The 24,546-nt window shown below is 61.3% G+C and carries 24 protein-coding genes; 8 read left to right on the forward strand and 16 right to left on the reverse strand.

The window, feature by feature from the left end; translation table 11 throughout:
- Positions 1–13: 13 nt before the first annotated feature.
- Both ppk1 and hemB read right to left on the reverse strand, forming a co-directional pair.
- Complete coding sequence (gene ppk1, locus ACA046_RS31565) at positions 14–2,242, reverse strand: polyphosphate kinase 1 (RefSeq protein ID WP_459024602.1); 2,229 nt, start codon at positions 2,240–2,242, stop codon at positions 14–16.
- An 18-nt stretch (positions 2,243–2,260) separates the two neighbouring features.
- Positions 2,261–3,274, reverse strand: a complete 1,014-nt coding sequence (hemB, locus tag ACA046_RS31570) for a porphobilinogen synthase (RefSeq protein WP_167664031.1) — start codon at positions 3,272–3,274, stop codon at positions 2,261–2,263.
- Between the two features lie 229 nt (positions 3,275–3,503).
- On the opposite strand from hemB, the gene ACA046_RS31575 reads away from it, so the two are divergent.
- Positions 3,504–4,142 carry a DedA family protein gene (locus ACA046_RS31575; RefSeq protein WP_459024605.1) on the forward strand — a complete coding sequence of 213 codons (639 nt, stop codon included), beginning with the start codon at positions 3,504–3,506 and terminating at the stop codon, positions 4,140–4,142.
- Here ACA046_RS31575 and ACA046_RS31580 read toward each other — a convergent pair.
- Positions 4,123–5,358: a sterol desaturase family protein gene (locus ACA046_RS31580; protein ID WP_497675586.1), complete on the reverse strand. Its 1,236-nt coding sequence runs from the start codon at positions 5,356–5,358 to the stop codon at positions 4,123–4,125. The genes ACA046_RS31575 and ACA046_RS31580 overlap by 20 nt on opposite strands.
- 115 nt (positions 5,359–5,473) lie before the next feature.
- On the opposite strand from ACA046_RS31580, the gene elbB reads away from it, so the two are divergent.
- Positions 5,474–6,139, forward strand: coding sequence for an isoprenoid biosynthesis glyoxalase ElbB (gene elbB, locus ACA046_RS31585; protein WP_167664029.1), 666 nt, complete (start codon positions 5,474–5,476; stop codon positions 6,137–6,139).
- Here the strand turns inward: elbB and ACA046_RS31590 are convergent.
- The gene (locus ACA046_RS31590) at positions 6,136–6,588 is read right to left on the reverse strand and encodes a YaiI/YqxD family protein (RefSeq protein ID WP_497675587.1); all 453 of its coding nucleotides are present in this window, start codon (positions 6,586–6,588) and stop codon (positions 6,136–6,138) included. The genes elbB and ACA046_RS31590 overlap by 4 nt on opposite strands.
- A 2-nt stretch (positions 6,589–6,590) precedes the next feature.
- Complete coding sequence (locus tag ACA046_RS31595; protein ID WP_497675588.1) at positions 6,591–8,486, reverse strand: FTR1 family protein; 1,896 nt, start codon at positions 8,484–8,486, stop codon at positions 6,591–6,593.
- 306 nt (positions 8,487–8,792) lie between these two features.
- Between ACA046_RS31595 and ACA046_RS31600 the strand changes: the two genes are divergently transcribed.
- From ACA046_RS31600 to ACA046_RS31615, 4 genes are read left to right on the forward strand one after another with little or no spacing between them, the layout of a single operon-like run.
- Entirely contained in the window at positions 8,793–10,190 is a 1,398-nt protein-coding gene (locus tag ACA046_RS31600; protein WP_497675589.1) for a COG3014 family protein, read from the forward strand.
- 10 nt (positions 10,191–10,200) lie between these two features.
- Positions 10,201–10,572, forward strand: coding sequence for a YcfL family putative periplasmic lipoprotein (locus ACA046_RS31605; protein ID WP_003214024.1), 372 nt, complete (start codon positions 10,201–10,203; stop codon positions 10,570–10,572).
- Between the two features lie 35 nt (positions 10,573–10,607).
- Positions 10,608–11,195: a penicillin-binding protein activator LpoB gene (gene lpoB / locus ACA046_RS31610; RefSeq protein WP_459024614.1), complete on the forward strand. Its 588-nt coding sequence runs from the start codon at positions 10,608–10,610 to the stop codon at positions 11,193–11,195.
- Positions 11,196–11,198: 3 nt separating this feature from the next.
- On the forward strand, positions 11,199–11,942 hold the full coding sequence (locus ACA046_RS31615) for a penicillin-binding protein activator LpoB (protein WP_318303112.1): 744 nt from the start codon (positions 11,199–11,201) through the stop codon (positions 11,940–11,942).
- 141 nt (positions 11,943–12,083) lie between these two features.
- Here the strand turns inward: ACA046_RS31615 and ACA046_RS31620 are convergent, their stop codons facing one another.
- The 3 genes from ACA046_RS31620 to ACA046_RS31630 all read right to left on the reverse strand — a co-directional run bounded on the left by ACA046_RS31620 (position 12,084) and on the right by ACA046_RS31630 (position 15,363).
- On the reverse strand, positions 12,084–12,716 hold the full coding sequence (locus tag ACA046_RS31620) for a LysE family transporter (RefSeq protein WP_003208844.1): 633 nt from the start codon (positions 12,714–12,716) through the stop codon (positions 12,084–12,086).
- 170 nt (positions 12,717–12,886) lie between these two features.
- Positions 12,887–13,453: a mechanosensitive ion channel family protein gene (locus tag ACA046_RS31625; RefSeq protein ID WP_076013108.1), complete on the reverse strand. Its 567-nt coding sequence runs from the start codon at positions 13,451–13,453 to the stop codon at positions 12,887–12,889.
- Positions 13,453–15,363: an ATP-binding cassette domain-containing protein gene (locus tag ACA046_RS31630; RefSeq protein WP_076013109.1), complete on the reverse strand. Its 1,911-nt coding sequence runs from the start codon at positions 15,361–15,363 to the stop codon at positions 13,453–13,455. Before ACA046_RS31630 ends, ACA046_RS31625 begins: the two co-directional genes overlap by 1 nt.
- A 50-nt stretch (positions 15,364–15,413) precedes the next feature.
- On the opposite strand from ACA046_RS31630, the gene ACA046_RS31635 reads away from it, so the two are divergent.
- Positions 15,414–15,875, forward strand: coding sequence for a TIGR02444 family protein (locus ACA046_RS31635; RefSeq protein ID WP_076013110.1), 462 nt, complete (start codon positions 15,414–15,416; stop codon positions 15,873–15,875).
- Here ACA046_RS31635 and ACA046_RS31640 read toward each other — a convergent pair.
- Positions 15,872–17,101 (reverse strand): AlgP family protein, encoded by a 1,230-nt coding sequence (locus ACA046_RS31640; protein ID WP_497675590.1) that lies wholly within the window; start codon positions 17,099–17,101, stop codon positions 15,872–15,874. The genes ACA046_RS31635 and ACA046_RS31640 overlap by 4 nt on opposite strands.
- A gap of 192 nt (positions 17,102–17,293) precedes the next feature.
- Between ACA046_RS31640 and ACA046_RS31645 the strand changes: the two genes are divergently transcribed.
- The gene (locus ACA046_RS31645; RefSeq protein ID WP_497675591.1) at positions 17,294–17,959 is read left to right on the forward strand and encodes an FKBP-type peptidyl-prolyl cis-trans isomerase; all 666 of its coding nucleotides are present in this window, start codon (positions 17,294–17,296) and stop codon (positions 17,957–17,959) included.
- A gap of 53 nt (positions 17,960–18,012) precedes the next feature.
- On the opposite strand, the gene rsd is transcribed toward ACA046_RS31645, so the two are convergent.
- The 7 genes from rsd to ACA046_RS31680 form a co-directional block, all read right to left on the reverse strand.
- Complete coding sequence (gene rsd, locus ACA046_RS31650) at positions 18,013–18,471, reverse strand: sigma D regulator (protein WP_497675592.1); 459 nt, start codon at positions 18,469–18,471, stop codon at positions 18,013–18,015.
- A 206-nt stretch (positions 18,472–18,677) separates the two neighbouring features.
- On the reverse strand, positions 18,678–19,199 hold the full coding sequence (locus ACA046_RS31655) for a disulfide bond formation protein B (protein ID WP_497675593.1): 522 nt from the start codon (positions 19,197–19,199) through the stop codon (positions 18,678–18,680).
- 237 nt (positions 19,200–19,436) lie between these two features.
- Positions 19,437–20,678 carry a heme biosynthesis protein HemY gene (locus ACA046_RS31660; RefSeq protein WP_459024624.1) on the reverse strand — a complete coding sequence of 414 codons (1,242 nt, stop codon included), beginning with the start codon at positions 20,676–20,678 and terminating at the stop codon, positions 19,437–19,439.
- A gap of 5 nt (positions 20,679–20,683) precedes the next feature.
- A complete protein-coding gene (locus ACA046_RS31665) occupies positions 20,684–21,802 on the reverse strand; it encodes a uroporphyrinogen-III C-methyltransferase (protein WP_459024626.1) in 1,119 nt (372 codons plus the stop codon).
- A gap of 18 nt (positions 21,803–21,820) precedes the next feature.
- Complete coding sequence (locus ACA046_RS31670) at positions 21,821–22,588, reverse strand: uroporphyrinogen-III synthase (protein WP_497675594.1); 768 nt, start codon at positions 22,586–22,588, stop codon at positions 21,821–21,823.
- Positions 22,585–23,526 carry a hydroxymethylbilane synthase gene (gene hemC / locus ACA046_RS31675; RefSeq protein WP_497675595.1) on the reverse strand — a complete coding sequence of 314 codons (942 nt, stop codon included), beginning with the start codon at positions 23,524–23,526 and terminating at the stop codon, positions 22,585–22,587. The genes ACA046_RS31670 and hemC overlap by 4 nt, the downstream gene beginning before the upstream one ends.
- A 138-nt stretch (positions 23,527–23,664) precedes the next feature.
- On the reverse strand, positions 23,665–24,411 hold the full coding sequence (locus tag ACA046_RS31680) for a LytR/AlgR family response regulator transcription factor (RefSeq protein WP_497675596.1): 747 nt from the start codon (positions 24,409–24,411) through the stop codon (positions 23,665–23,667).
- Between the last annotated feature and the right edge of the window lie 135 nt (positions 24,412–24,546).

Genomic DNA, 24,546 nt, shown 5'->3' on the forward strand with positions numbered 1-24,546 from the left:
ACTGCGTCGGTTTTTAGTTCACCGGCAGAATCGGGCTGCCCAACTTCTCCAGCAACGTCGCCTGGGCGCTGCGCGGGTTCTGGTTGCCGGTCGGGGTGTTGCGCACGTAGCGCCCGTCCGACTGCAGGCTCCAGCTGTGGGTGTTATCGGTGAGGTAACTCTCCAGCTCCTTCTTGACCCGCATGATCAGCTTCTTGCCTTCTACCGGGAAGCAAGTCTCCACACGCTTGTCGAGGTTGCGCTCCATCCAGTCGGCGCTGGAGAGGAACATCTGCTCCTCGCCGCCATTGAGGAAGTAGAACACCCGTGTGTGCTCCAGGAAGCGCCCGATGATCGAACGCACGTGGATGTTATGGGAGACCCCGGCAATGCCCGGCCGCAGGCAGCACATGCCACGCACCACCAAATCAATACGCACACCCGACTGACTGGCCTTGTACAGCGCGCGGATGATCTTCGGATCGGTCAGCGAGTTGAACTTGGCGATGATGTGCGCCGGCTTGCCTTCGAGGGCGAACTGGGTCTCGCGGGCAATCATGTCGAGCATGCCCTTCTTCAGGGTGAACGGCGCGTGCAGCAGCTTCTTCATGCGCAGCGTCTTGCCCATGCCGATCAGCTGGCTGAACAACTTGCCGACGTCTTCACACAAGGCGTCGTCAGAGGTCAGCAAGCTGTAGTCGGTGTAGAGCTTGGCATTGCCGGCGTGGTAGTTGCCGGTGCCCAAGTGGGCGTAACGCACAATCTCGCCGGCTTCACGGCGCAGGATCAGCATCATCTTGGCGTGGGTCTTGAAGCCGACCACGCCATAGATCACCACCGCACCGGCCGCTTGCAGGCGGCTGGCCAGTTGCAGGTTGGATTCTTCGTCGAACCGCGCCCGCAATTCGATCACTGCCGTCACTTCCTTGCCGTTACGCGCGGCGTCTACCAGCGCATCGACGATTTCGGAGTTGGCGCCGGAGCGGTACAGGGTTTGGCGTACGGCCAATACATGCGGGTCCTTGGCGGCCTGGCGCAGCAGGTCGACCACCGGGGTGAAGGACTCGAAAGGGTGCAGCAGCAGGATGTCCTGCTTGCTCACCACACTGAAGATGTTCTCGCTGTTCTGCAGCAGTTTCGGGATCTGCGGGGTGAACGGCGTGTATTGCAGCTCCGGGTGGCTGTCCAGGCCAGTGATGCTGAACAGGCGCGTCAGGTTCACCGGGCCGTTGACCTGGTAAAGCTCGGTCTCGCTCAGGTTGAACTGCTTGAGCAGGTAGTCGGACAGGTGTTTCGGGCAGGTATCGGCCACTTCCAGGCGCACCGCGTCACCGTAGCGACGGGAGAACAGCTCGCCGCGCAGGGCGCGGGCCAAGTCTTCGACGTCCTCGGAGTCCAGCGCCAGGTCGGCGTTACGGGTCAGACGGAACTGGTAGCAGCCCTTGACCTTCATACCCTGGAACAGGTCATCGGCGTGGGCGTGGATCATCGACGAAAGGAATACATAGTTATCGCCAGCGCCCCCCACTTCTTCCGGTACCTTGATGATCCGTGGCAGCAAGCGCGGCGCCGGGATGATCGCCAAGCCGGAATCGCGACCGAAGGCGTCGATACCTTCCAGCTCGACGATGAAGTTCAGGCTCTTGTTCACCAGCAGCGGGAACGGGTGCGTCGGGTCGAGACCGATGGGGGTGATGATCGGCGAGATTTCGTCGCGAAAGAAGCGGCGCACCCAGGTCTTGATCTTGGTGGTCCAGTGACGGCGCCGGATGAAGCGGACGTGATGCTTTTCCAGTTCCGGCAACAGAATGTCGTTGAGGATCGCGTATTGGCGGTCCACATGGCCGTGCACCAGCTCGCTGATGCGGGCCAGCGCCTGATGCGGTTGCAGGCCGTCGGCGCCGGCTTGTTCACGGGCGAAGGTGATCTGCTTCTTGAGGCCGGCGACACGAATCTCGAAGAACTCGTCCAGGTTGCTGGAGAAGATCAGCAGGAACTTCAGCCGCTCCAGCAACGGGTAGGACTCATCCAGCGCCTGTTCCAGCACGCGGATGTTGAATTGCAGTTGTGACAGCTCGCGATGGATGTACAGGCTGCTGTCATCCAGGTTGGGAATCGCAACCACCGGCACCGGTGCGGCGGCAGGCGTTTCGGCCACCACGGCAGGCGGTGCCGGCTCCAGCTCCGGCGGGGTCTCGGTGACTTGTTCAACCACCGGGTGAGCGTCTTTTACGGCAACTTCTGTGAGTCCTTCGGTATTCATCGAGTGTTCCTGTGAGGGCTAGTGTTGCTCTCTAAGCAATTGGGCGGCGCGGGCGGCGAAGTAAGTCAGGATGCCATCGGCACCCGCACGTTTAAAGGCAGTCAGGGATTCAAGGATCACCCCTTCACTCAACCAACCATTCTGGATCGCGGCCATGTGCATGGCGTATTCACCGCTGACCTGATAGACAAAGGTCGGCACCTTGAATTCCTCTTTGACCCGATAAAGGATGTCGAGGTACGGCATCCCGGGCTTGACCATGACCATGTCGGCACCTTCAGCCAGGTCCGCCGCCACTTCGTGCAGGGCTTCGTGGCTGTTGGCCGGGTCCATCTGGTACGAGGCCTTGTTGGCCTTGCCCAGGTTCAGCGCCGAGCCCACCGCATCGCGGAACGGGCCGTAATAGGCGCTGGCATACTTGGCCGAGTAAGCCATGATGCGCACGTTGACGTGGCCGGCCAGCTCCAGGGCTTCGCGAATCGCCTGGATGCGACCGTCCATCATGTCAGACGGTGCCACTACCTGGGCGCCCGCTGCGGCGTGGGACAAGGCCTGCTTGACCAGCGCATCAACGGTGATGTCGTTCTGAACATAGCCTTCTTCGTCGAGAATGCCATCCTGCCCGTGGGTGGTGAACGGGTCCAGGGCCACGTCGGTGATCACTCCCAGTTCCGGAAAGCGTTCGCGCAAGGCGCGGGTGGCGCGCTGGGCGATACCCTCCGGGTTCCAGGCTTCAGCGGCGTCCAGGGACTTGAGTTCAGACGGCGTGACCGGGAACAGCGCCAGCGCCGGGATCCCCAGTTCAACCCAGTTCGCGGCCTCTTCGAGCAACAAATCAAGGGTCAAGCGCTCCACGCCCGGCATCGACGCCACCGCTTCCCGACGATTTTCACCGTCCAGCACAAACACCGGCAGGATCAGGTCATTCACCGTCAGCACGTTTTCACGCACCAGGCGACGGGAAAAATCATCGCGACGGTTGCGACGCAGACGGGTGGCGGGAAACAGGCGGTTGGCGGGGGTAAAGCTCACGGCAGACTCCTGAGCCCGGCTTGACGGGCGAGCGTGACAGTTATAAGCGGCCATTATGACGAAGGAATTACAGTTGTGGTGAGCTCATGCACCGTAAGGCAACCGGCATGCGACCCGTAGTCGCATTCGTCGTTTATGTAGGAATTGTTCACTTCGTGACACATCTCGATACTTTCATGAATGTTCGCGAAGGCGTAGGCTGCGCGTTCATTTCGCCAGCACCCAGACCATGCTTCAACAATTTCTGCATGACTTCGGCTACTTTGCGCTGTTCCTAGGCACCTTCTTCGAAGGCGAAACCATTCTGGTTCTCGCAGGCTTCCTGGCGTTCCGTGGATACATGGATATCAACCTGGTGGTGGTCGTTGCCTTTTTCGGCAGCTACGCCGGCGACCAGTTGTGGTACTTCCTGGGGCGCAAGCACGGCCGCAAACTGTTGGCACGCAAGCCGCGCTGGCAACTGCTGGGTGACAAGGCCCTGGAGCACATCCGCAAGCACCCGGACATCTGGGTGCTGAGCTTCCGTTTTGTCTACGGTTTGCGCACGGTGATGCCAGTGGCCATCGGTTTGTCGGGCTACCCGCCGGGCCGCTACCTGTTGCTGAACGGAATTGGCGCAGCTGTATGGGCCGCTGCGCTAGGGGCTGCGGCTTACCATTTCGGCGCGGTACTGGAAGGCATGCTGGGCAGCGTCAAGAAATATGAGCTGTGGGTGCTGGGCGCACTGCTGTTACTGGGCTTGGGCTTGTGGCTGCGCCGCCGCATCAAGAACGCCCGCCTGACCCGCGAAGCCTGCGCTGCGGAAAAGGTTCGCCTGGCGGCAGGCGAACCTGCAAAAACCGAAAAGCCTACGACGCCAGTCGAGTAAGCCGGTCTCTGCAACAGTAGAGGCCGATGCCGCTGAGCAAGCTGTAACTGACCAGGCCCAGCCAGCCCAACGAGCTGGCCGGCCACAGCCCCACCAGCGGCGCCAGCCACACCAAAGGCACATTCAGCGCCAGGCGTGCCAGCTCGGCCTTCAACGCCCACGGGCGATTCTCCAGCGCCACCCCCAGGGTGAACAACCCCAACGCCATCGCGCTCCAGCCCAACACCAGGGCGGCGGTCGGCAAGCCCTCGCCGAAATTCATCAAATAGCTGCCAAAGCCCACGTACGCGGCAAACTGCAGGGCGATGTAAATCTGTTGGCGCCCATCCAGCGGCACCTCGAACTTGCGGAACTGGCTCAAGTCCGGCTTGGCCATCGGGTACTTCGCCGCCACATCCGCCGGACGCCAGCCGGTGCGCATGAACCAGATGCGCAGCTTGTCCCACCAGCTCTCAGCACGCCGTGCATCACTCCACAACTGCGCGTAAAACTGCAGGTTGGCCCACAGCGGGTTCCAACTGGCCAATGGCGTGGTCACGCCAAAGATCACCGGCTCGTTATCGTCTTCTTCCTGAAAGGAGCCGAACAGGCGGTCCCAAATAATGAACACCCCGCCGTAGTTGCGATCCATGTAGAGAGCGTTCTGTGCATGGTGGGCCCGATGATTGGACGGCGTAACGAAAAACCACTCGTACCAGCCGAGCTTCGGCACATGGCGTGTGTGCACCCAGAATTGATACAGCAGGTTGAGGGAAGCCACACTGATAAACACCACCAGCGGCACGCCCAACACGGCCAGCGGCAGGTAGAAGATCCAGCTCAGCAGGAAGCCGGTGCTTGTTTGGCGCAAGGCAGTGCTGAGGTTGTAGTCCTCGCTCTGGTGATGCACCGAATGCGCGGCCCAGAGGATGTTGCGCTCATGGCCCATACGATGCAGCCAGTAGTAGCAGAAGTCATAGAACACAAAGGCGAACACCCAGGTCCAGACGCTTTGGGCCGACAGCTCGATGATCGCGAGGTGCTTGAGCGCGAAGGCGTAGGTAAGGATGCCCACACCTTTGGTCAGCAACCCTGTGGTGGTGGACAGCACGCCGGTGCTGAGGCTGTTGATGGCGTCGGCCACCCGGTAGTTGCGTTGGCCACGCCGGTAGTCGGCCAGCAGCTCGACCACGATCAAGGCAATGAAAAACGGTACCGCGTAAGGGACGAAGTCCATGGGCAAGTCCGGTCAATTATTGTTACATCAAGATTAGGTGTAACCGCGAAATATCCCATTGGCATCGAGTTACAAATTGGTAGACATTTAACGCCATGAATCAGGAGAAATGCCCATGAGCAAAAAGATTGCAGTGATCCTTTCCGGCTGTGGCGTGTACGACGGCGCCGAGGTTCATGAAAGCGTGATCACCCTGCTGCGTCTGGACCAACGTGGCGCCGAGGTGCAGTGCTTTGCGCCGAACATTGCCCAACTGCATGTGATCAATCACCTGACGGGCGAGGAAATGCCTGAGTCGCGCAATGTGCTGGTGGAGTCGGCGCGCATTGCCCGTGGCGAGGTGAAGGACATTCGTGAGGCCAACGCCGAGGACTTCGACGCACTGATCGTGCCCGGCGGTTTTGGCGCGGCAAAGAACCTGTCGAACTTTGCCGTGGAAGGCGCCGGGTGCACGGTCAACCCGCAGGTGCTGGAACTGGCCGAAGCCTTTGCCGAAGCGGGCAAGCCAGTCGGGCTGATCTGCATCTCGCCAGCCTTGGCGGCGAAGATCTATGGCCCGGGCGTGACCTGCACCATCGGTAACGACGCCGACACGGCAGCGGCCATGGACAAGATGGGCGCCACCCACCAGGTGTGTGCGGTGGACGATATCGTCGAAGACAAGGCACGCAAACTGGTGAGCACCCCGGCCTACATGCTGGGCAAGCGCATCAGCGAAGTGGCGTCAGGCATCAACAAGCTGGTGGACCGAGTGCTGGAGCTGACCCACGAGAACGATTAGGCCTTCATCAGCCTCGTCAGAATCCGATCCAGTGAGTTGGCAAACGCCTGCTTGTCCTTGTCCCCATGGGGCAGTGGGCCACCGCCCATCTGCCCCTGCTCCCGCAGATCGGTGAACAGGTTGCGCACCGCCAGCCGCTCGCTCATGTTCTGCGGGCTGAACTCCTTGCCTCGCGGGTCCAGCGCTGCCACGCCGTTCTTTACCAAACGGTCGGCCAGCGGCACATCGCTGCAGATCACCAGTTCGCCGGGCACCGCGTGCTCCACCAGGTAGTCATCGGCCGCATCCGGACCGCTGGGCACCACAATCAGCTTCACACACGAAAAGCTCGGCTTGATCTGGCTCTGCCCGGCCACCAGCACCACTTCGAACTGGCGCTTGAGGGCGAACTTCACCACCTGGTCCTTGGCCGCCCGTGGGCAAGCATCTGCATCGATCCACACGCGCATGGTTACGCCACCACCCGGCGCTTTTCAGCCAGCCGGCTGCGACCGTACAGCACCACAATCGCCAGGATCGCCACGGCCTGGGCACTCAACGAATAAGCATCGGCGTGGATGCCCAGCCAGTCGAAGTCAAAGAACGCCACTGGCCGGGTGCCAAAGATCCCGGCTTCCTGCAACGCCTTGACGCCATGCCCGGCGAACACCACCGACAACGCACACAGCAATGCCGCGTTGATACCGAAGAACAGCGCCAGCGGCAGTTTCGCCGAGCCCCGCAGAATCACCCAGGCCAGGCCCACCAACAGCACCAGCGCCGTGGCACCTCCGGCCAATACCGCGTTGTGCCCGGCTGGGCCTGCCTGCAACCACAGGGTTTCGTAGAACAGGATCACTTCGAACAGCTCGCGGTACACCGAGAAGAACGCCAGCATCGCAAAGCCGAAGCGCCCGCCGCCGCCCACCAGGCTGCTCTTGATGTAGTCCTGCCAGGCGGCTGCGTGACGGCGGTCGTGCATCCACACCCCGAGCCACAGCACCATCACGCTGGCAAACAGCGCCGTGCAGCCTTCCAGCAACTCGCGCTGGGCGCCGCTGACGTCAATCACATAAGCCGCCAACGCCCAGGTGGCCAAGCCGGCCAACAGCGCCAGGCCCCAGCCGACGTTAACGCTGCGCACCGCCGATTGCTGGCCGGTGTTACGCAGGAACGCGAGGATCGCCGCCAGCACCAGGATTGCTTCCAGGCCTTCGCGCAGCAGGATCAACAAACCAGAGATATAACTCAGGGACCAGCTCAAGCCATCGCTGCCCAGCAGGCCGGCCGACTCGGTGAGCTTGCCCTTGGCCACGTCCAGGCGCTGCTGCACTTGCTCGATCGGCAAGCCGTCCTGCAACGACTGCCGGTAGGCCATCAAGGCCTTTTCGGTGTCCTTGCGCACGTTGGCGTCGACGTTATCGAGGGAGCTTTCAACCAGCTCGAAACCTTCCAGGTAAGCCGCTACCGACAGGTCGTAGGCCTGCTCGTGCTCACCGTTACGGAAAGCGGCGAGGCTTTTGTCGAGGGTGGTCGCGGTGTAATCGAGCAACTGCGCCGGGCCACGCTTGACCTGCGGCGGCTGGGCGCGCTGGGCACGGAAGGTGGCGACCGCGTCGGGGCCTTCGGCGGCGAGCACTTCATTGGGGGTTTGGCGCGCCAGGTCAGCGAGGTTGAAGGACTTCTCGCTTTTCGCCGCAGCCGGGTCGGCGGTGAAGCCGGCGATATAGGTGGCCAGGTCCCAGCGTTGGCGGTCGTCCAGTTGATCGGCGAAAGACGGCATGTCGGTGCCTTCGACGCCCAGCCCAAGGGTGTTGTAGATCGCGTAGAGACTCAGTCGGTCGAGGCGCGCAGCGTCTCGCAGGTTGGCTGGCGGCGGGGTCATGCCGACAGCGGCAGGGCCATCGCCGGCGCCCGCGGCGCCGTGGCACACCGAGCAATTCTGCGCGTACAGCGGCGCACCACGAGTCGGGTCGGGCGTAATGGCTGGCGCTTGGCTGACTTCATATGCCACCGCCAGCTTGGCGCCCAATTGCCGGGCCTGGTGAGCAACCAACGCGCCATCCTGATGGGCCGTTACGGCAGCCAGCAGTTCATCCACGCCTTTTATCAGCTCGGCACGCTCGGGCTTTTCCGGTAGATCGGCCACCAGCCCCTGCAACACCCCGAGAAACTCTACCTGTTCACGGTATTCGGAATCATCGATAACCTTGCCCGCCTCCACTGTCGGGGGGTAGTCCGCACCGATGTAGTCCAGTAAATGCAGGGCTTGGGGCGCGCCCTCGGCAGTTGCCGCCAGCAGGTTGAAACTGCACGACATCAACGCCGGCAGCACCAGCCAGGCAAGAAAACGGAAGGGGGCAATCATGAATGGATCTCAAATGGAAATACGAAGTAACACATTGTCAAACCTTACGGGGTTTGACTCAAGTTGTTAGTGATAAAGGGCTGGGTTTACCCAGACGCTGATGCTGGCCTCATTACCGGAGAATGGAGCCAAAAGGCCATTGTTTTGCCAGTAATCGGGCTTATAATGCCGCGCCTTCGTTATTGCGAACTGGCATTTTCGCTCCTCTTTTTATGAGGAATTGGCAGGATGCAGCGCCTTCCTGCCATTGGTGATTCGGTCCGACCAGCACCTTCGGCCGATTACGTTCAGGGAAGAAGCTCCTCGATGGCATCTCGCGCCTTTACCTCGCTCGCGCTCGCAGCAGTCACCTTGTTGTCCGGTTGTTCGATGTTCCGCAGCTACGACACCGAGCTGCAAGCCACCAATCAGCAGTTGGCCACCGGCAATGTCGACGGCGCGCTGACCCTGCTTGAGAAGAACAACACCGGCGACGACAAGGACCTTCTCTACTACTTCGAAAAAGGCGAGTTGTTGCGGGCCAAGGGCGACCTGACCGGCAGCCAGACCGCCTGGCGCAGCGCCGACCTGCAAGTCTACAAGTGGGAAGAGTCGGTCAAGTTCGACACCGATAAGTACCTCGCGCAGTTCGGCTCCTTTCTGGTCAATGACAAGGTCCGCCGCTACGAAGGCTACGACTACGAAAAAGTCATGCTCACCACGCAGATGGCCCTGAACCTGCTGGCCCTGAATGACTTCGACGGCGCCCGCACCGAGATCAAGAAGACCCACGAACGCGAAGCGGTGATTGCCGACCTGCGGGACAAGGAATACCTCAAGAGCGAAAACGAAGCCGAGCGCCAAGGCATCGCGACCCAGTTCAAGGACCTGCGCGGCTACCCGGTGGAAAGCCTCAACGCCCCGGAAGTGGTGGGCCTGAAGAACAGCTACCAGAGCGCGTTCAGCCATTACCTGGCCGGCTTCGTCTACGAAGCCCTGGGCGAAAAAGACCTGGCCGCGCCGGGCTACCGCAAGGCCGCCGAACTGCGCCCCAACACCCCACTGCTGGAACAGGCGCTGCTCAACCTGGATAAATCCAAAGTCGGTGCCGATGAGACCGACGTGCTGATCGTGGTGCAAAGCGGCCTGGCACCGGCCCGCGACTCGATTCGCCTGCCGTTGCCGATCCCCATCGACGGCCACCTGGTGATCACCCCGCTGTCGTTCCCGGTGATCAAGCCCGACACCTCCACCGCGACCTTCGCGCAGATTGGGGTCGATGGCCAGCAGCAGAACCTCACGGCCCTCAACAGCACCACCGCCATGTCCCGCCGCGCCCTGCGGGATGACATGCCGGGCATCATCCTGCGCACCACCGTGCGGGCCGTCACTCGCGGCGTCACCCAGAACAACCTGAACAAGACCAACCCGATGGCGGGCCTGGTACTCGGTATCGCTTCGGCCGTCACCGAAGGCGCCGACACCCGCACCTGGCGCACGCTGCCGGACATGACCCAAGTGACACGCCTGCGCCTCAAGCACGGCGAGCACCAGGTCAGCCTGCCCAACGCCCTGGGCGGCACGCTGGTAACGGTCAAGGCCGACCAGCGCTACCAAGTGATCACCTTGCGCGTGGTCGGCAACCAGGTATTCACCGGCGGTCTTGCGGCCCATGTGGTTCAGAGTAATCCGCCCCAGGCCGTCGCCACTCTCAAACAACCTTAAGGAGCACGCTATGCGTCATTTCATCCTCGGCGCCCTGGCGCTGATCCTGCTGGCCGGTTGCGCCACCCCGCCACCGCCGGAACCTGGCAGCGCCGCGAGCAAAATCGTGGTGATGGGCAAGTTCAAGGGCATCGCCGTCGGCGCGATCCGCGTCGCCCGGGAAAACGGTTTCCTGACCGCCAAGGTGCAGTTGAGCAATATCACCAGCAGCAACCAGATGATGTATTACCGCTTCGCCTGGCTGGGCGCCGACGGCTTCCCGGTGGGCGACGAAGAAACCTGGAAAGTGCTGAACCTCTACGCAAACCAGGCGACCTTCCTGCCGGCCATCGCCAACCTGCCCCAGGCTGCCGACTTCCGCCTTGAAGTGAAAACGCCTTGATCCGCCCACTCATTCAGTTTCAGAGAGACATCCCCATGTTTGCACGCTTCTCGTTCCTCGCCGTGGTCGCCGTTCTGGCCAGCGGCTGCGCCAACACCTCGCCGGTACTGGGCGGTAAAAACATCAGCTACGGCGACAGCAAGGCCGTGGAACTGGTGACCAACGAGTTCGGTTCCACCGACCTGCAGATGATCGCCGAAAGCATGACCCGCTCCCTGGCCCAGTCCGGCATCCTCCAGGGCCGCCCGGTGGTGCAGGTATATGACGTAAAGAACAAGACCAGCGAGTACATCGATACCCGCGAGATCACCACGTCGATCAAGACCCAGCTGATGAAGACCGGCACCGCCCGCTTCGCCAGCGACAACACCGACATGCAAAGCCAGGTCGACCAACTGAAGCTGCAGAACCAGAGCGGCCTGTACAAGAAGTCGACCGTCAGCAAGACCGGCAACATGGTCGCCGCCAAGTACCGTCTGGAAGGCTCCATCAGCTCCATCGTCAAGCGCAGCTCGGACTACAAGGACGTGTTCTACAAGTTCAGCCTGCAACTGATTGACGTTGAAAGCGGCCTGGCCGAATGGATGGACGAAAAAGAAATCCGCAAGACCACGGAGCGCTAAGCAATGCGTGCATGGATCGGCATGATCGGCCTGTTGTGCGCCTTTGGCGCCTCGGCCGCACCGAAGATCGCGGTGACCGACCTGGCCTACGAGGCCCGGGTGGAGGAGTACATTCATCAGGTCGCGGCCAGCAACAACTTCCAGGCCAGCGCCTATAGCGCCAGCGGCGGCTCGAGTTACAGCGAGTACGAGAGCCGCAACAGCTACATCGAGCAGACCGAACTGCGCAAGTTCAGCGGCGACATCAAGGGTGAAATCCTCAAGTCGCGGCAGTTCCAGCTGGTGCAGGGCACGCCGTACACCGCTGACGCCAAGGGCGATGTGTATGACGTGATCAAGCGGATCAAGGCCGGTAACTTCAAGGGCGCGGACTACGTGTTGTTCGGCACCTTGTCGGACATCGACTTCACCCAGGACGTCAACGCGCTGGACCACACCAACAGTTATTCGGCGGTGCTGGGCCTGACGCTGGTGGCAGACTTCAGCCTGATCAACACCCGCACCTTTGAGATCACCTCGGCGTTTACGGCCATGGGTGAAGGCCAGGACACCAAGCTGGTGAACAACCGTGACGTGCGCGTGAGCCTGAACCGGCCTCGTGTGGTGCGGGAAGTGTCGAAGGCGTTGGGCGAGGATGTTGCGCGGCAGTTGGCCGAACAACTTGGCGGTGGTTATCAGGAGCAACCGGGGCAGCCTGCATTGCGCAATAACCTGCCACGGGATGAAGCGCCGAAGATCTTGCGCTGATCACCGGAAGTACATGCAACACAAAACCAATGTGGGAGCGGGCTTGCTCACGAATGCGGAGTGTCAGTCACCAGATGTATTGACTGACCCAGCGCATTCGCGAGCAAGCACGCTCCCACATTTTTGATCCGGTTTCGTCAGTTACGCCGTTGCGCGATGCAGGCTGGCGAGAAAGCCCGCCGCACCAACAAACAGCCCGGCAAACGTGCGGTTCATGCGTTTCTGCTGCTTGGGTGTGCGCAGCAAGCGCAACACTTTCGACGCCAGCCCGGTGTAGCCGGCCATCACGATCATGTCCACGCAGATCATTGTTGCACCCAGGATCAGGTACTGGTTCAGCAGCGGCGCCTGTGGGTTCACGAACTGTGGCAGCACCGCCAGCATGAACACCAGGGCCTTGGGGTTGCTGGCGTTGACCAAAAACCCACGGAACATCATCGCCATCGGCTTGCCGATCGGGCGGATCGCCGCGTCATCGCTAAGGTCAGTTGGCAGCGCGCGCCATTGCTTGATGGCCAGGTACACGAGGTACGCCACGCCAAACCATTTGATCGCGTAGAACGCAGTGGAGGATGCCGCGAGAATCGCCCCCAGGCCGCCGGCGACCACGGCAATTTGCATCGCCAGGCCCAGTTGCAGGCCCAGGGCATTCCAGTAGCCGCGCAGGAAACCGTATTGCAGGCCGCTGGACATCGACGCAATGGCGCCGGCGCCAGGAGAGAGACTGATGATCCAACTGGCCAGGAAAAAGGCCAGCCATGTGTCGAGAGCCATTACACACCTCGTATCAAATTCGTTGTCGGCACTAAGCTAACTCCGACACATAAGGGCTGGCTACAGAATTCTTGCTGTAGGAGCGAGCTCGCTCGCGAAAAACCCACAGGCACCACGGACTGCCGGAAGCGCTGCGTCATCGTTGACGCTTTTAGCGAGCAAGCTCGCTCCTACAGGCCGGTAATGTCTGTGTCGCGCCAACGGCGCACCGAACGCTGGAAGAACAGGCTGTTGGGCACTTGCACCATGACACTGCCGGTACCGGCCTCTTCCACTTCGATCAGCGTGGTGTAGAGCAGATTGATCGCCACCACCCGGCCTTTGACGCCGGGCTTGTCGACGGTGTCCACCAACTCGACCACGTCGCCCAAGCGGAACGGCCCAACGGTGAAGATCAGAATGGCGCACAGCAGGTTCGACAACACCGACCACATGGCGAAGAACGCCACCGCAGCCACCGCCACAAAGCCCGACAACGCCGTCCACAGCACCGTGGCGGACACGCCCAGGCGCTCCAGCACAAAGATCAGCGCACTGCCCATGATCAGCCAGCGCAGGCCGCCGCGCAGGGGCATCAGCAACTGCGGCGGGAACGGATAACGTTCCCCAAGGCGGTTCAGGCATTTGGCGACGAACCGCTGGGCGAGATAGCCGCCCAGCAAGATCAGCAAAATCTGTACGGCCACCCAGATCGGCGCGATCCATTGGGCCGGCAGCGGCAGTTGCAGCGTTTCCATCAGGACAGCGCCTCCAGCTCCGCTTGCAAGGATTCCAGCAGTTCGAGGGCTTCCATCCAGGTCTCCTCCAACTGTGCCTCACGCACCTTGAGCTTGGCCTGTTCGGCCAGCAGGTCGCGCAATTCATCCTTGCGGGCCGGCTCGTACACGGCGCTGTCACCCAGGCTGGTTTCGATCTTCGCCAGCTTCTCGTGGATCTTGCCCAACTCGGCTTCCAGCTTGTCGGCTTCACGCTTGTGCGGTGCCAGCTGCTGACGCAATGCAGCAGCGGCCTGGCGCTGGGCCTTCTTGTCGGTCTTGTCCGGGTTGACCGGCGTGTTGCTGACCGGCGCGTTGCGCAGGCGGTAGTCCGACAGCCAGCGCGCGTAGTCTTCCAGGTCGCCGTCGAATTCCTCGACCTTGCCGTCAGCCACCAGCAGGAAGTTATCCGTGGTGCTCTTGAGCAAATGCCGATCGTGAGACACCACCAACACCGCGCCGCTGAATTCCTGCAGGGCCATGGTCAGCGCCAGGCGCATTTCCAGGTCGAGGTGGTTGGTCGGTTCGTCAAGCAGCAACAGGTTTGGCCGGTCCCAGGCGATCAACGCCAGGGCCAGGCGGGCCTTTTCGCCACCGGAGAAATTCAACACCGGCTCGTCGATGCGCGCACCGCGGAAGTCGAAACCACCGAGGAAGTCCCGCAGGGTCTGCTCGCGTTCGGTCGGCGCCAGGCGCTGCAAGTGCAGCAGTGGGCTAGCCTTGGCGTCGAGTGAGTCCAACTGGTGCTGGGCGAAGTAGCCCACCACCAGGTTCTCGCCGCGCACCAGGCGACCGGCCAAAGGCTGCAATTCGCCCGAGAGGTTTTTGATCAGTGTCGACTTGCCCGCACCGTTGGGGCCGAGCAGGCCGATCCGCGCGCCGGGGGTGAGCTGCAACTTGACCTTCTCGAGGATGGTCTTGTCGCCATAACCCAGGCGGGCGTCGGACAGATCCAGCAACGGGCTGGAGATTTTCACCGACTCGCGGAACACAAAGTCGAACGGTGAATCGACGTGGGCCGCCGACAGTTCTTCCATGCGCTCCAGGGCCTTGATTCGGCTCTGGGCCTGACGGGCCTTGGTGGCCTGGGCCTTGAACCGGGCGATGTAGCTTTCCATGTGCGCACGTTGCGCCTGCTGCTTCTCGTAGGCCTGCTGTTGCTGGGCCAGGCGTTCGGCACGGGCGCGTTCGAAGGCGCTGTAGCCACCGCGGTACAGGGTGATTTTCTTCTGGTCGACGTGGGCGATGTTGTCGACCACGGCGTCGAGGAAATCCCGGTCGTGGGAAATCAGCAGCAAAGTGCCCGGGTAGCTTTTGAGGAAGTCTTCCAGCCACAGGATCGCATCGAGGTCCAAGTGGTTGGTCGGTTCATCGAGCAGCAACAGGTCCGAGGGGCACATCAGCGCCTGGGCCAGGTTCAGGCGCATGCGCCAGCCGCCGGAGAAGTCGGCGACCGGGCGGTCCATCTGTTCGTTGGTAAAGCCAAGGCCGGCAAGCATCTTGCGGGCGCGGGCGTCGGCGGTGTAGCCGTCGGCGCTGTCCAGTTCCGAGTGCAGGCGGGCCTGTGCGGCGCCGTCCTGGGCTTTCTCGGCCTCGGCGAGGTCGTGTTGCACCTGGCGCAGGCGCAGGTCGCCATCGAGCACGTAGTCGATCGCAATGCGGTCGAGGGTGTCGATCTCTTGGCGCATATGGGCGATGCGCCAGTCGGCCGGCAGCAGACAGTTCCCGGAATCAGGCGTCAGCTCACCCAGCAGCAAGGCGAACAACGTGGATTTGCCGGCGCCGTTGGCACCGATCAGGCCGGCTTTGTGACCGGCGTGCAGGGTCAGCTCGGCGTCTTCGAGAAGACGTTGCGGGCCACGCTGTAATGTTAGGCTTTGAAGTCGGATCATAATGGCGGCGGAGTCTACCAGCTTCGTTGGCCGCTGGCTTGGGTGTGAATATGTGCGCTGACCTGTGGAGCTTTGCCCTCTCGACTTACGCCCGCCCGGGCGTCGAGGACGCGTGCCTGCGCCTGCAGGCGCAAGGGGCCGATGTGTGCCTGATGTTGTGCGGGTTGTGGCTGGAGCAGCGTGGCGTGGCGCCGGAAACGTCGCGTTTGCAGGCACTGCGGCAGGTCGCCGAGCCGTGGCAGGCGGAGGTGGTCGAGCCGCTGCGACAAGTGCGCACGCAATGGCGGGCCACGGCGCAGCAGGATGCTGAGCTGGGAGCGTTACGGGAACGGGTCAAGGCTCTGGAGCAGGAAGCTGAGCGGCTGCTGTTATCGCGCCTGGAAGGCGTTGCGCAGGGTTGGCCGATGGCCGAGGCGGGCGTTCAAGCGTGGCTTGAAGGACTGGCGGCCGAAACCGCCAACCTTGACCACGACGCGCTGCATCAGCTGCGCGCCGCAGTCACCAGCACTTAGGAAGCGCTGGTTGGGGTGACGCTTGGCGCTGCCGGTGCAGGCGTGCTGCTGGCCGGAGCGGTTGGCGCTGCGGTGCTGGCAGCCGGTGCGGCAGGTGTCGCAGGCTTTGCAGCTGGGGTAGCTGGTTTGGCCGGTGCAGGCTTGGCAGCTGCTGGTTTTGCGGCTGGCTTTGCAGCAGCAGGTTTAGCGGCTGGCTTGGCAGCTGGTTTTGCAGCAGCAGGTTTAGCAGCTGGCTTGGCGGCTGGTTTTGCAGCAGCGGTTTTAGCAGCTGGCTTCGCGGCTGGTTTCGCAGCAGCAGGTTTAGCGGCTGGCTTGGCAGCTGGTTTGGCAGCAGCAGGTTTAGCAACTGGCTTGGCGGCTGGTTTTGCGGCAGCAGTTTTAGCAGCTGGCTTGGCGGCTGGTTTTGCAGCAGCAGTTTTAGCAGCTGGCTTGGCGGCTGGTTTTGCAGCAGCGGTTTTAGCAGCTGGCTTGGCGGCTGGTTTTGCAGCAGCAGTTTTAGCAGCTGGCTTGGCGGCTGGTTTTGCAGCAGCAGTTTTAGCGGCTGGCTTGGCGGCTGGTTTCGCAGCAGCAGTTTTAGCAGCTGCCTTGGCGGCTGGTTTCGCAGCAGCCGTTTTAGCAGCTGGCTTGGCGGCTGGTTTCGCAGCAGCCGTTTTAGCAGCTGGCTTGGCAGCTGGTTTTGCAGCAGCAGTTTTAGCAGTCGGCTTGGCAGCCGATTTAGCCGGTGCTTTTGCCGCAGGTTTTGCCGCAGTTTTCGCAGGTGCCTTGGCGGCGACTGCTTTGCTGGCTGGCTTCTTCGCTGCGCTGGCTGCAACAGCTTTAGCCGGAGCACGGGTGCTTAGCACTTTGCCTACAGCTTCCTTCACACGACCAACACCCTGAGCCAGTTTCAGGCTCTCGGAAGCATCACGCTTGAGTTGGGAAATGTAGGTGCGGGTTTCGGATTGACGATCCTTGAGGGCGTCGAGCAAGTCCTCAAGTTCTTTGACGGCGTCCTTGGCTTTGGCTTGTGCCTTGGCTTTGCCAGCGGTCGCTGCACCTTGCAGTTTGGTACGGGATTTGTGCAGTTTTTCCTGAGCTTTGCCGCGTTGTTTTTCAAGCTTGGCGAGCAACTTCTCAGCATCAGCCAAGGCTTGGGAACAAGCAGTTTCCAAATGTTCGAGCAGGCTGCCCGAAAGTTGTTGGAGCAAATGCAACGGGGTATTTACAGGCTTCTGTTTGGCCGACATGGTTTACCTCCTGGCTGACGTGGGTGCGGCTCATACTAGCCCTCTGCTCTTACCGCCGCTAGGGCATGTTGACAGTATCGATTGGCTTGCGTTGCACCGCACGAAAATTCTTATTGATATAACGAAAATCCACGCCACATTTTAAGCATTCACACTGGCATAATCCATCGCACTTTCGGCTGGAGAACGCCCATGTCGCGTTACCTTTTTTTAGTGTTGGGCCTGGCGCTTTCAGTGGCCAATGCGAGTGAGAAATCCCCGTCCAAAGATGACCACGACCTTGCCTACAGCCTGGGCGTCAGCCTGGGTGAGCGCCTGCGCCAGGAGATGCCGGGCCTGCAACTCGAGGCACTGATCGACGGCCTCAAACAGGCTTACCAGGGCAAGCCGCTGGCGCTGGACGACACACGCATCGAACAGATACTTGCCCAGCACGAAGCGCAAAACGCACCGGACAATCGAGCACCACAAAGTGAAAAGGCTCTGGCTGCCGAGCAACAATTTTTAGCCAGTGAGAAATCCAAAAGTGGTGTGCGCGAATTGGCAGGCGGCATCCTGATGACCGAACTGACCCCTGGCAGCGGAAAAAAACCTGCGGCCGATGATCGCGTGCAAGTGAATTACGTTGGGCGGTTACCCGACGGGACAGTCTTCGACAAGAGCACGCAGCCTCAGTGGTTTCGCCTGGACAGTGTGATCAGCGGCTGGCGAAGCGCGTTGCAACAGATGCCGGTGGGTGCGAAATGGCGTCTGGTGATTCCGTCCGACCAAGCCTATGGGGCTGACGGTGCCGGCGAGTTGATCCCGCCTTACACACCGTTGGTATTTGAGATCGAATTACTCGGCGCGGGTGCCTGAACCCAAACGAAAAACGGTGCGCAATGCGCACCGTTTTTTTGTGTTGCGGCGAGTCAGGCTTTGGCCGCCAACTCTTCCTTGTGAGCATTGTGCAGCACTTCGATCAGACAATCTTCCAGCTCGAAACGCTCATGCAGCAAACCGCCCAACTCTTTGAATTTTTCTGCGACACATTTGCCGGCATCACACAGGTCGTTGAAGGCCAGCAGCTTCTCGGTGATGACATCGATGCGCGGGTAAATCGTTTCTGCCAGGTCCAAGCCACGTTGATCGTCGAAGGCCTCGCCCTCTTTGGTCAACTGCTCGTAGACACCGAAGTGCCCCGCCGAGACGTAGTCCACCAATACACCGCAGAATTCCTGCAACGGCTTGCGTTTCTCGCTCAGCGCTTCGGGCTTGGCACCGAGAGCATCAAAGGACCGAACCAGTTCGTGACGCGCTTTCAACCAACCATCGATCAGTTTGTGCACCCCACCCCAGCGTTCCTGAGCATTCTGACAACTTTCCAACATGATGATCTCTCTTCCCTATAGGGGCGCCGCCCGCTGCCCGCGCAACACTTCAAGGTTAAAGCGGCAACCGGGCAGACGTGCATCGAACAGTCTGTTTCACTAACGCGTGCGGGCCAGATTATGCCCGCACGACTATGGCATCAAGGTACGCAGGAGAGAAAGTTCATACAAGTGTTTAATCCCTTCCTACAACCCGCGGGCACCTGTCAGTGCCGTGCAAGGCCAAAACGCTGACTCAACGCCAACCGCGAGAACTGCGCTACACCAAGGATCAGCATCGCCACGAAGAACAGCAGGCTCCACTCGGGAATACTTAAATCGAACAGCGTCCAGTTGATTTCTACACAGTCAACGCTGCCCTTGAACATCAGGGACAACGCTTCTCGTATCGACGGGTTTTCGATCATGGATTGAAGGCCGGGCCAACAGGTCGGCAGCTGCTCCGGCGGCGTATTTTGCAGCAGCACCTGGCGTACGGCGGTGATGGCGCCCAGCACGGCACAGCCCATGCTCGCCGCCCAATACACGTAGATCCCGGAACGCTTGGGCCCATGAATCGCCGCCACCAGGTTGATCAGCGTGAAGGCCGCCACAAGAATTCGTTGCACCTGACACAGGAAACAAGGCCGCAACAGCGCGGCATATTCCAGGTAAAAGGACGCGCCCAGCGTCAGCGCACCAGCCAGGAACGCCAGGAGGAACAGGGAGCGTGAGGGGGCCAAAGACATTGTTTATCCGCAACGCAAGAGATAGGTAGTTACGGTAGAGGAAAGGCCTTACCCCTTTCAATACGCGCCAGAGCAGACGATTCCGCGAGAGCGTAGGGATATCCCGTCAGAAGGTGAGCGATTAAACGCCCGTCTGCGTAGGAGTTTACTACAAGCCATATTGCCTACAGCTATTGAGCGCTATTGAAGGGTTGCCCACGAGACAACTCTGAGGCAACCCTTACGCCATTTCCTACCTCAAACCCGTGCCGGCACAGGCAGAGGTGACGCCAGTAGACGCTTGTCCAATAGGCCCAGGCCTTCCTGGAACAACTGGTTGCTGCGCTCGGTGTCGCCCAATTGCGCCAGCAGGCGTGCCAGTTCGGCGCAGGCTTCGGGATTGCGCTGCACCTGCAGGCTGCTTTCCAGGTAGTCCCGCGCCTTGCCCCACAGGCTGTTTTGCAGGCACAGGCGGCCGAGGGTCAGCAACAGGCTGGCATCGCCCGGATGGTCCTTGAGCCAGCCTTCGGCAAACTTCAACTGCTTCGCCGAATCGCTGCCTCGCAGCAAGCCGTAGAGCCTGATCAGATGGCTGTCGTACTCACGTTTGAGGGCACCGCGCAGCACCTCTTCAGCCTTGGCATCCGCGCCCAATTGACGCAGTTGCTCGGCATAGGCCAGCACCAGTTGCGGCTCTTGGCGCTGGGCCGAAGTCAATTGCTGCCACGCCCGCTCAAGGGATTGCTGACCAGCCTCGCCTTGCTCTTCGCGTTGGGCAGCCAAGGTCAGGTTCTCGCCCCAGGCGCGACGCTCCAGGTCGGCCAGCTCGGCAGGCGGCAGCGCTTTGTCTTTGCGCAGTTCCGGCAACAGCCGAATGACCGAAGACCAATCACCGCGCTGTTGATAAAGCCGCTGTAATTGACGCAATACCTGGACGTTATGCGGATGCCGCTCATGCATGGCCTGCAAGGTGACCAGGGCACCCTCGGTGTCACCACGGTCCACCTGCAACTGCGCATGACTCAAGGCCACCGCGAGTTCTGCCTGGGGCTGACGCTCAAGCGCCCGCTCCAGCAGGCCGTCCGCCTCCTCATAACGGCCCTGTTCGTTGGCCGCGCGGGCAGCGCCGAGGTAGTAGAGCAATGGCTGGCGTTCCGCTTCGGCCGCACGGTGCAAGTGACGCTCGGCACTGGCCCACCGCCCTTCGGCGAGGTCCATCTGACCCTGTTCGATGGCGATCTGAACACGACGACTACGATTGCGCCGCGACCATGGGTTGACCACACCACCGGAAGTCAGCACCAGGCTCAACAGCACCCTGACCAGATAGATCACCAGGCCAATGGCAAACAGCGCCACCAGCGTCGACCAGAGTCCGGACTCGTAATGCAGCACATGGGGATAAGTAATCAGCACGTAACCGGTGTGTTTCGAAATGCCCACAGCCAGTGCCAGGGCGATCGCAATCGCCAGCACCAGGATCACATAGAAACGCTTCATCGGCTTTACTCCTGGGTCGCCGGCTTGCCAGCAGAAACCTTGGCTTCTTCGGCAGACAGGTGGCGACGGTCAAGGTAAGCCTGCACGGCGGCCAGGCTTGCGGCCAGGTCCGGCGTTACCACCGAGACAGCCTTGGGCTCAAGCTCGGCAATACGGGCCAGCATGTTTTTGCTTTGCGGGTTGTCTTGATTGAAGTTGTCCTGCAGGACGCTGCGCGCCTCGCCCAAGGATCGGCTATACACCGCCGGCTCGCCGTTGAGCGCCGCCCATTGCGCCTGCTCCAGCGCCAGGCTCAGCGCCAGGCGCACCTGATTCAGACCTTGCCCTGCCAGCAGCGGACGAATGTTGTCATCCGGGTTGAAATCGATGCGGAAATACCGCGAGATCTGCTCCCACCACTGGCTCCAGCGGCTCTCCGTATCGGCGGTCGGACGGCCGCCATTGGCGGCTTCCGGGAGCTGGTATTCCGGGGCGATGGCCGACAGTTGCACGACCTGATCGCGCAATGCCGCCAGTTGCAGATACAGCCCGGTACGGTCCGGCTGTTCGATATTGCGCAACGCGGCGAGGCTCTTGGCCAACTGCTCACGGGCGGCGTACGAGCCGGGATCACTTTGTTCGCGGAGGATTTCGTCAGCGCCTTGGACCAGCGCTTGGGCACTGTTGATGTCCTGCAAGGCGGAAAGACGCAGGCTGGCCAGGCGGATCAGGTGTTCAGCCTCGGCAAGGCGCCAGTCCTGGCGGCTGGCACCCAGCACGGTTTCCAGGCGTTGGCTCAATCGCTGCTGGTCGCCCTGCAATTGCGCCACCAGTCGGCGGCGCTCTTCCAGTTCTTCAGCACCCGGCAATTGCCCCAGGCGTGCCGACAGCTGCTGCTGGCTCTGCTTGAGGCTCTGGGATTGGTCGTCCAGGGTCTGCACTTGGCCCAGCTGTTGCTGGCTGCTCGCCTGCAGTGCGCGGACCTGCCAGATCCCCCAACCACCGGCGGCAACACCGGCAGCGCCGAGCAACAAGGCCACGATAGCCAGGCCGTTACCACGGCGCGGGGCGGTGGTAACCGGTGTCTCAACAGGCGCATCAAGCGCGGGCTGAGCTTCATCTTTAGGCAAGGCTGTTTCGCTCACGTATCCATCCTTTGCGTATTAGAGAGTGGGAACGGAGAAACTCCGTAACGCCACTAACAAAGCCGCGGCACTGGCGCCACGACAATCCACAACTTCTTGCGCACCAGCGACACGGGCCATCTCGGCGACTCGCGGGCTGGGCACGAACAATGGCAGCTGTGCCACCAGGGGCCAATCCGGGCCGGCCAGGGCTTGCAGGTGTAAAAAACCCTGCCCACTGCTGACCACCACGCCGTTCAAGCGTTCCACGTTTATGCGCTGGATCAGGGTTGCACTGTCGTAATCCGGCAGGAAACGGCGATACAACTCCAGATAGTCGACACTAGCACCTTGCTCGCGCAAACGCTCAGCCAGCAACTCGCGCCCGCCCTCGCCCCGCAGGATCAGCACCCGGGCCCCAGGCCGGGCGATAGCCTCGCGCAAGGCGACCAGTTCAAGCAAGGCTTCACTGTCGTCGCCTTCCTTGGGATAGCTGACATCAAGGCCGTGTTCAGCCAGCACCTGCGCCGTAGCAGCACCGACGCTGAACCATGGCAATGCCGGAGGTTGCAGCCAGTGTTGCGCCAACAACTGCAAGCCCAGGCGCGCCGCCGGCTTGCTCACCACGATTACCGCGCAATAGCGGTCCAGCTCACGAAAAACCGCGTGCTGTTCGGCCGTGACGGGCAGCGCTTCGATCTCCAGCAACGGCAGGCTGCTGCTGAAAATACCTTCTTCAGATAACGTCGCGGCCAACGCTGCCGACTCCTCGGCAGGCCGCGTCAGCAGCACACGCCATTGCGTCACTGCGGCCCGGCCTCGCCATACACCGCTTGCAGAATGGCACCGGCGCCTTTCTCCAGCAGTTCCTCGGCAACCTTGATCCCCAGGCTGGTCGCTTCGCTTTGTGGCCCGCGGATCTCTGCGGTGAGCAGCAACCTACCACTCGGATCGCCCACCAGCCCACGCAGCCAGAGGTTCTCACCTTCAAGCACCGCGTAGCAGGCGATCGGCACTTGGCAGCCACCGTTGAGGTGCTTGTTCAAGGCGCGTTCGGCGGTGACGCGAATCTCGGTGTCCTGGTGATCCAGCGGCTTGAGCAGCGCATGAATTTCGCTGTCGGCGGTGCGGCACTCGATCCCCACGGCGCCCTGCCCGCCAGCCGGCAAGCTGTCTTCGACGCTGATGGCCGAAGTGATGCGGTCTTCAAAACCGAGGCGGATCAAGCCGGCTGCCGCGAGGATGATCGCGTCATATTCACCGGCGTCGAGCTTGGCCAGGCGAGTATTAACGTTGCCCCGCAGAAAGCGGATTTGCAGGTCCGGGCGGCGGGTCAGCAACTGTGCCTGGCGACGCAGGCTGGAAGTGCCGACGACGCTGCCCAGCGGCAACTCATCAAGAGAGGCGTAGGTATTGGAAACGAAAGCGTCGCGCGGGTCTTCGCGCTCGCAGATGCAAAAAAGGCCCAGGCCTTCGGGGAAGTCCATGGGCACATCTTTCATCGAATGCACCGCGATGTCGGCTTCGTTCTCCAGCAGAGCGGTTTCCAGTTCCTTGACGAACAGGCCCTTGCCGCCGATTTTCGACAATGGCGAATCAAGCAGCTTGTCGCCGCGACTGACCATGGGCACCAGGGACACCTTCAGGCCGGGGTGGGCCTGCTCAAGACGTGCTTTGACGTACTCGGCCTGCCATAAGGCCAAGGCACTTTTACGGGTGGCGATGCGGATTTCGCGAGAGGACATGGATCAATCCGTACTGAATAGATACGGCAGATAATAACAGCTCAGGCAAAGGCGCTTTGATTTGAATCAGCAAGTGCGGGGCCTCCCTGGCCGCGTCGCACCGGGATATGGGCGGTGAAGCTCGCGTCAGCCCTTGGGCTAAAGCTGCTGCATCATCTTGCGCACACCGGCGACGTGGCGCCGGCTGACGATCAAGGCGTCGCCATTGAGGCCTTTCAGGAACAGCTGAAAGTGCCCAAGCGGCGTGCGCTGCAGACGTTCGATACGCTCGCGTGCCACCAGCGCATTGCGGTGGATGCGCACAAAGCGGTCACCAAATTCGTCTTCCAGGGCCTTGAGCGGCTCATCGAGCAGCACTTCACCGGCCTCGTGACGCAAGGTCACGTACTTGTGATCGGCAATGAAATAGACCACCTGGTCCAAAGGAATCAGCTCGATGCCCTTGCGGGTGCGGGCACTGATATGGCTGCGCGGCCCGTTGCCACCCTGGGCTGCGGGCTGGGTCAAGGCAGCGAGCTGGACGCGATTGGGACGCTCGGCCTTTTTCAAGGCCCGAAGCAAGGCATCGGCATTGATCGGCTTAACCAGGAAACTGGCGCCACTGGAATCCAGAGCCTCGGAAGAGAACTCATCCTGGGAGGCGCACAGCACCACCGAAGGCGGCGATTCTCGCTCGCTCAGGCGGGCAGCTACCTGCAAGCCATCAAGGCCCGGCATGCGGATGTCGAGTAACACGACGTCCGGCTTGAGGCTGTCAATAAGGGCCAAGGCTTCTTCGCCACTGGTGGCGCTCGGCTCTAGGACACTGTAACCCTCGAGCTCACTGACCAAACGGCTCAGTCGCTCGCGGGCTTGGGGTTCGTCATCAACGATCAGGACATTCATATTGCGCTGGATTCCTGCGTGAGTCTCGCACAAGGATAGCGTAGACAGGTGCGGTGACTTCCGTCACGGCGATCCACGCTAAGACTAGCGCGAGCGGCAAAAAGTGCCCCGAGAGTGGCACCAATATTTACCCGG

Source organism: Pseudomonas sp. LBUM1641 (genome assembly GCF_059716235.1).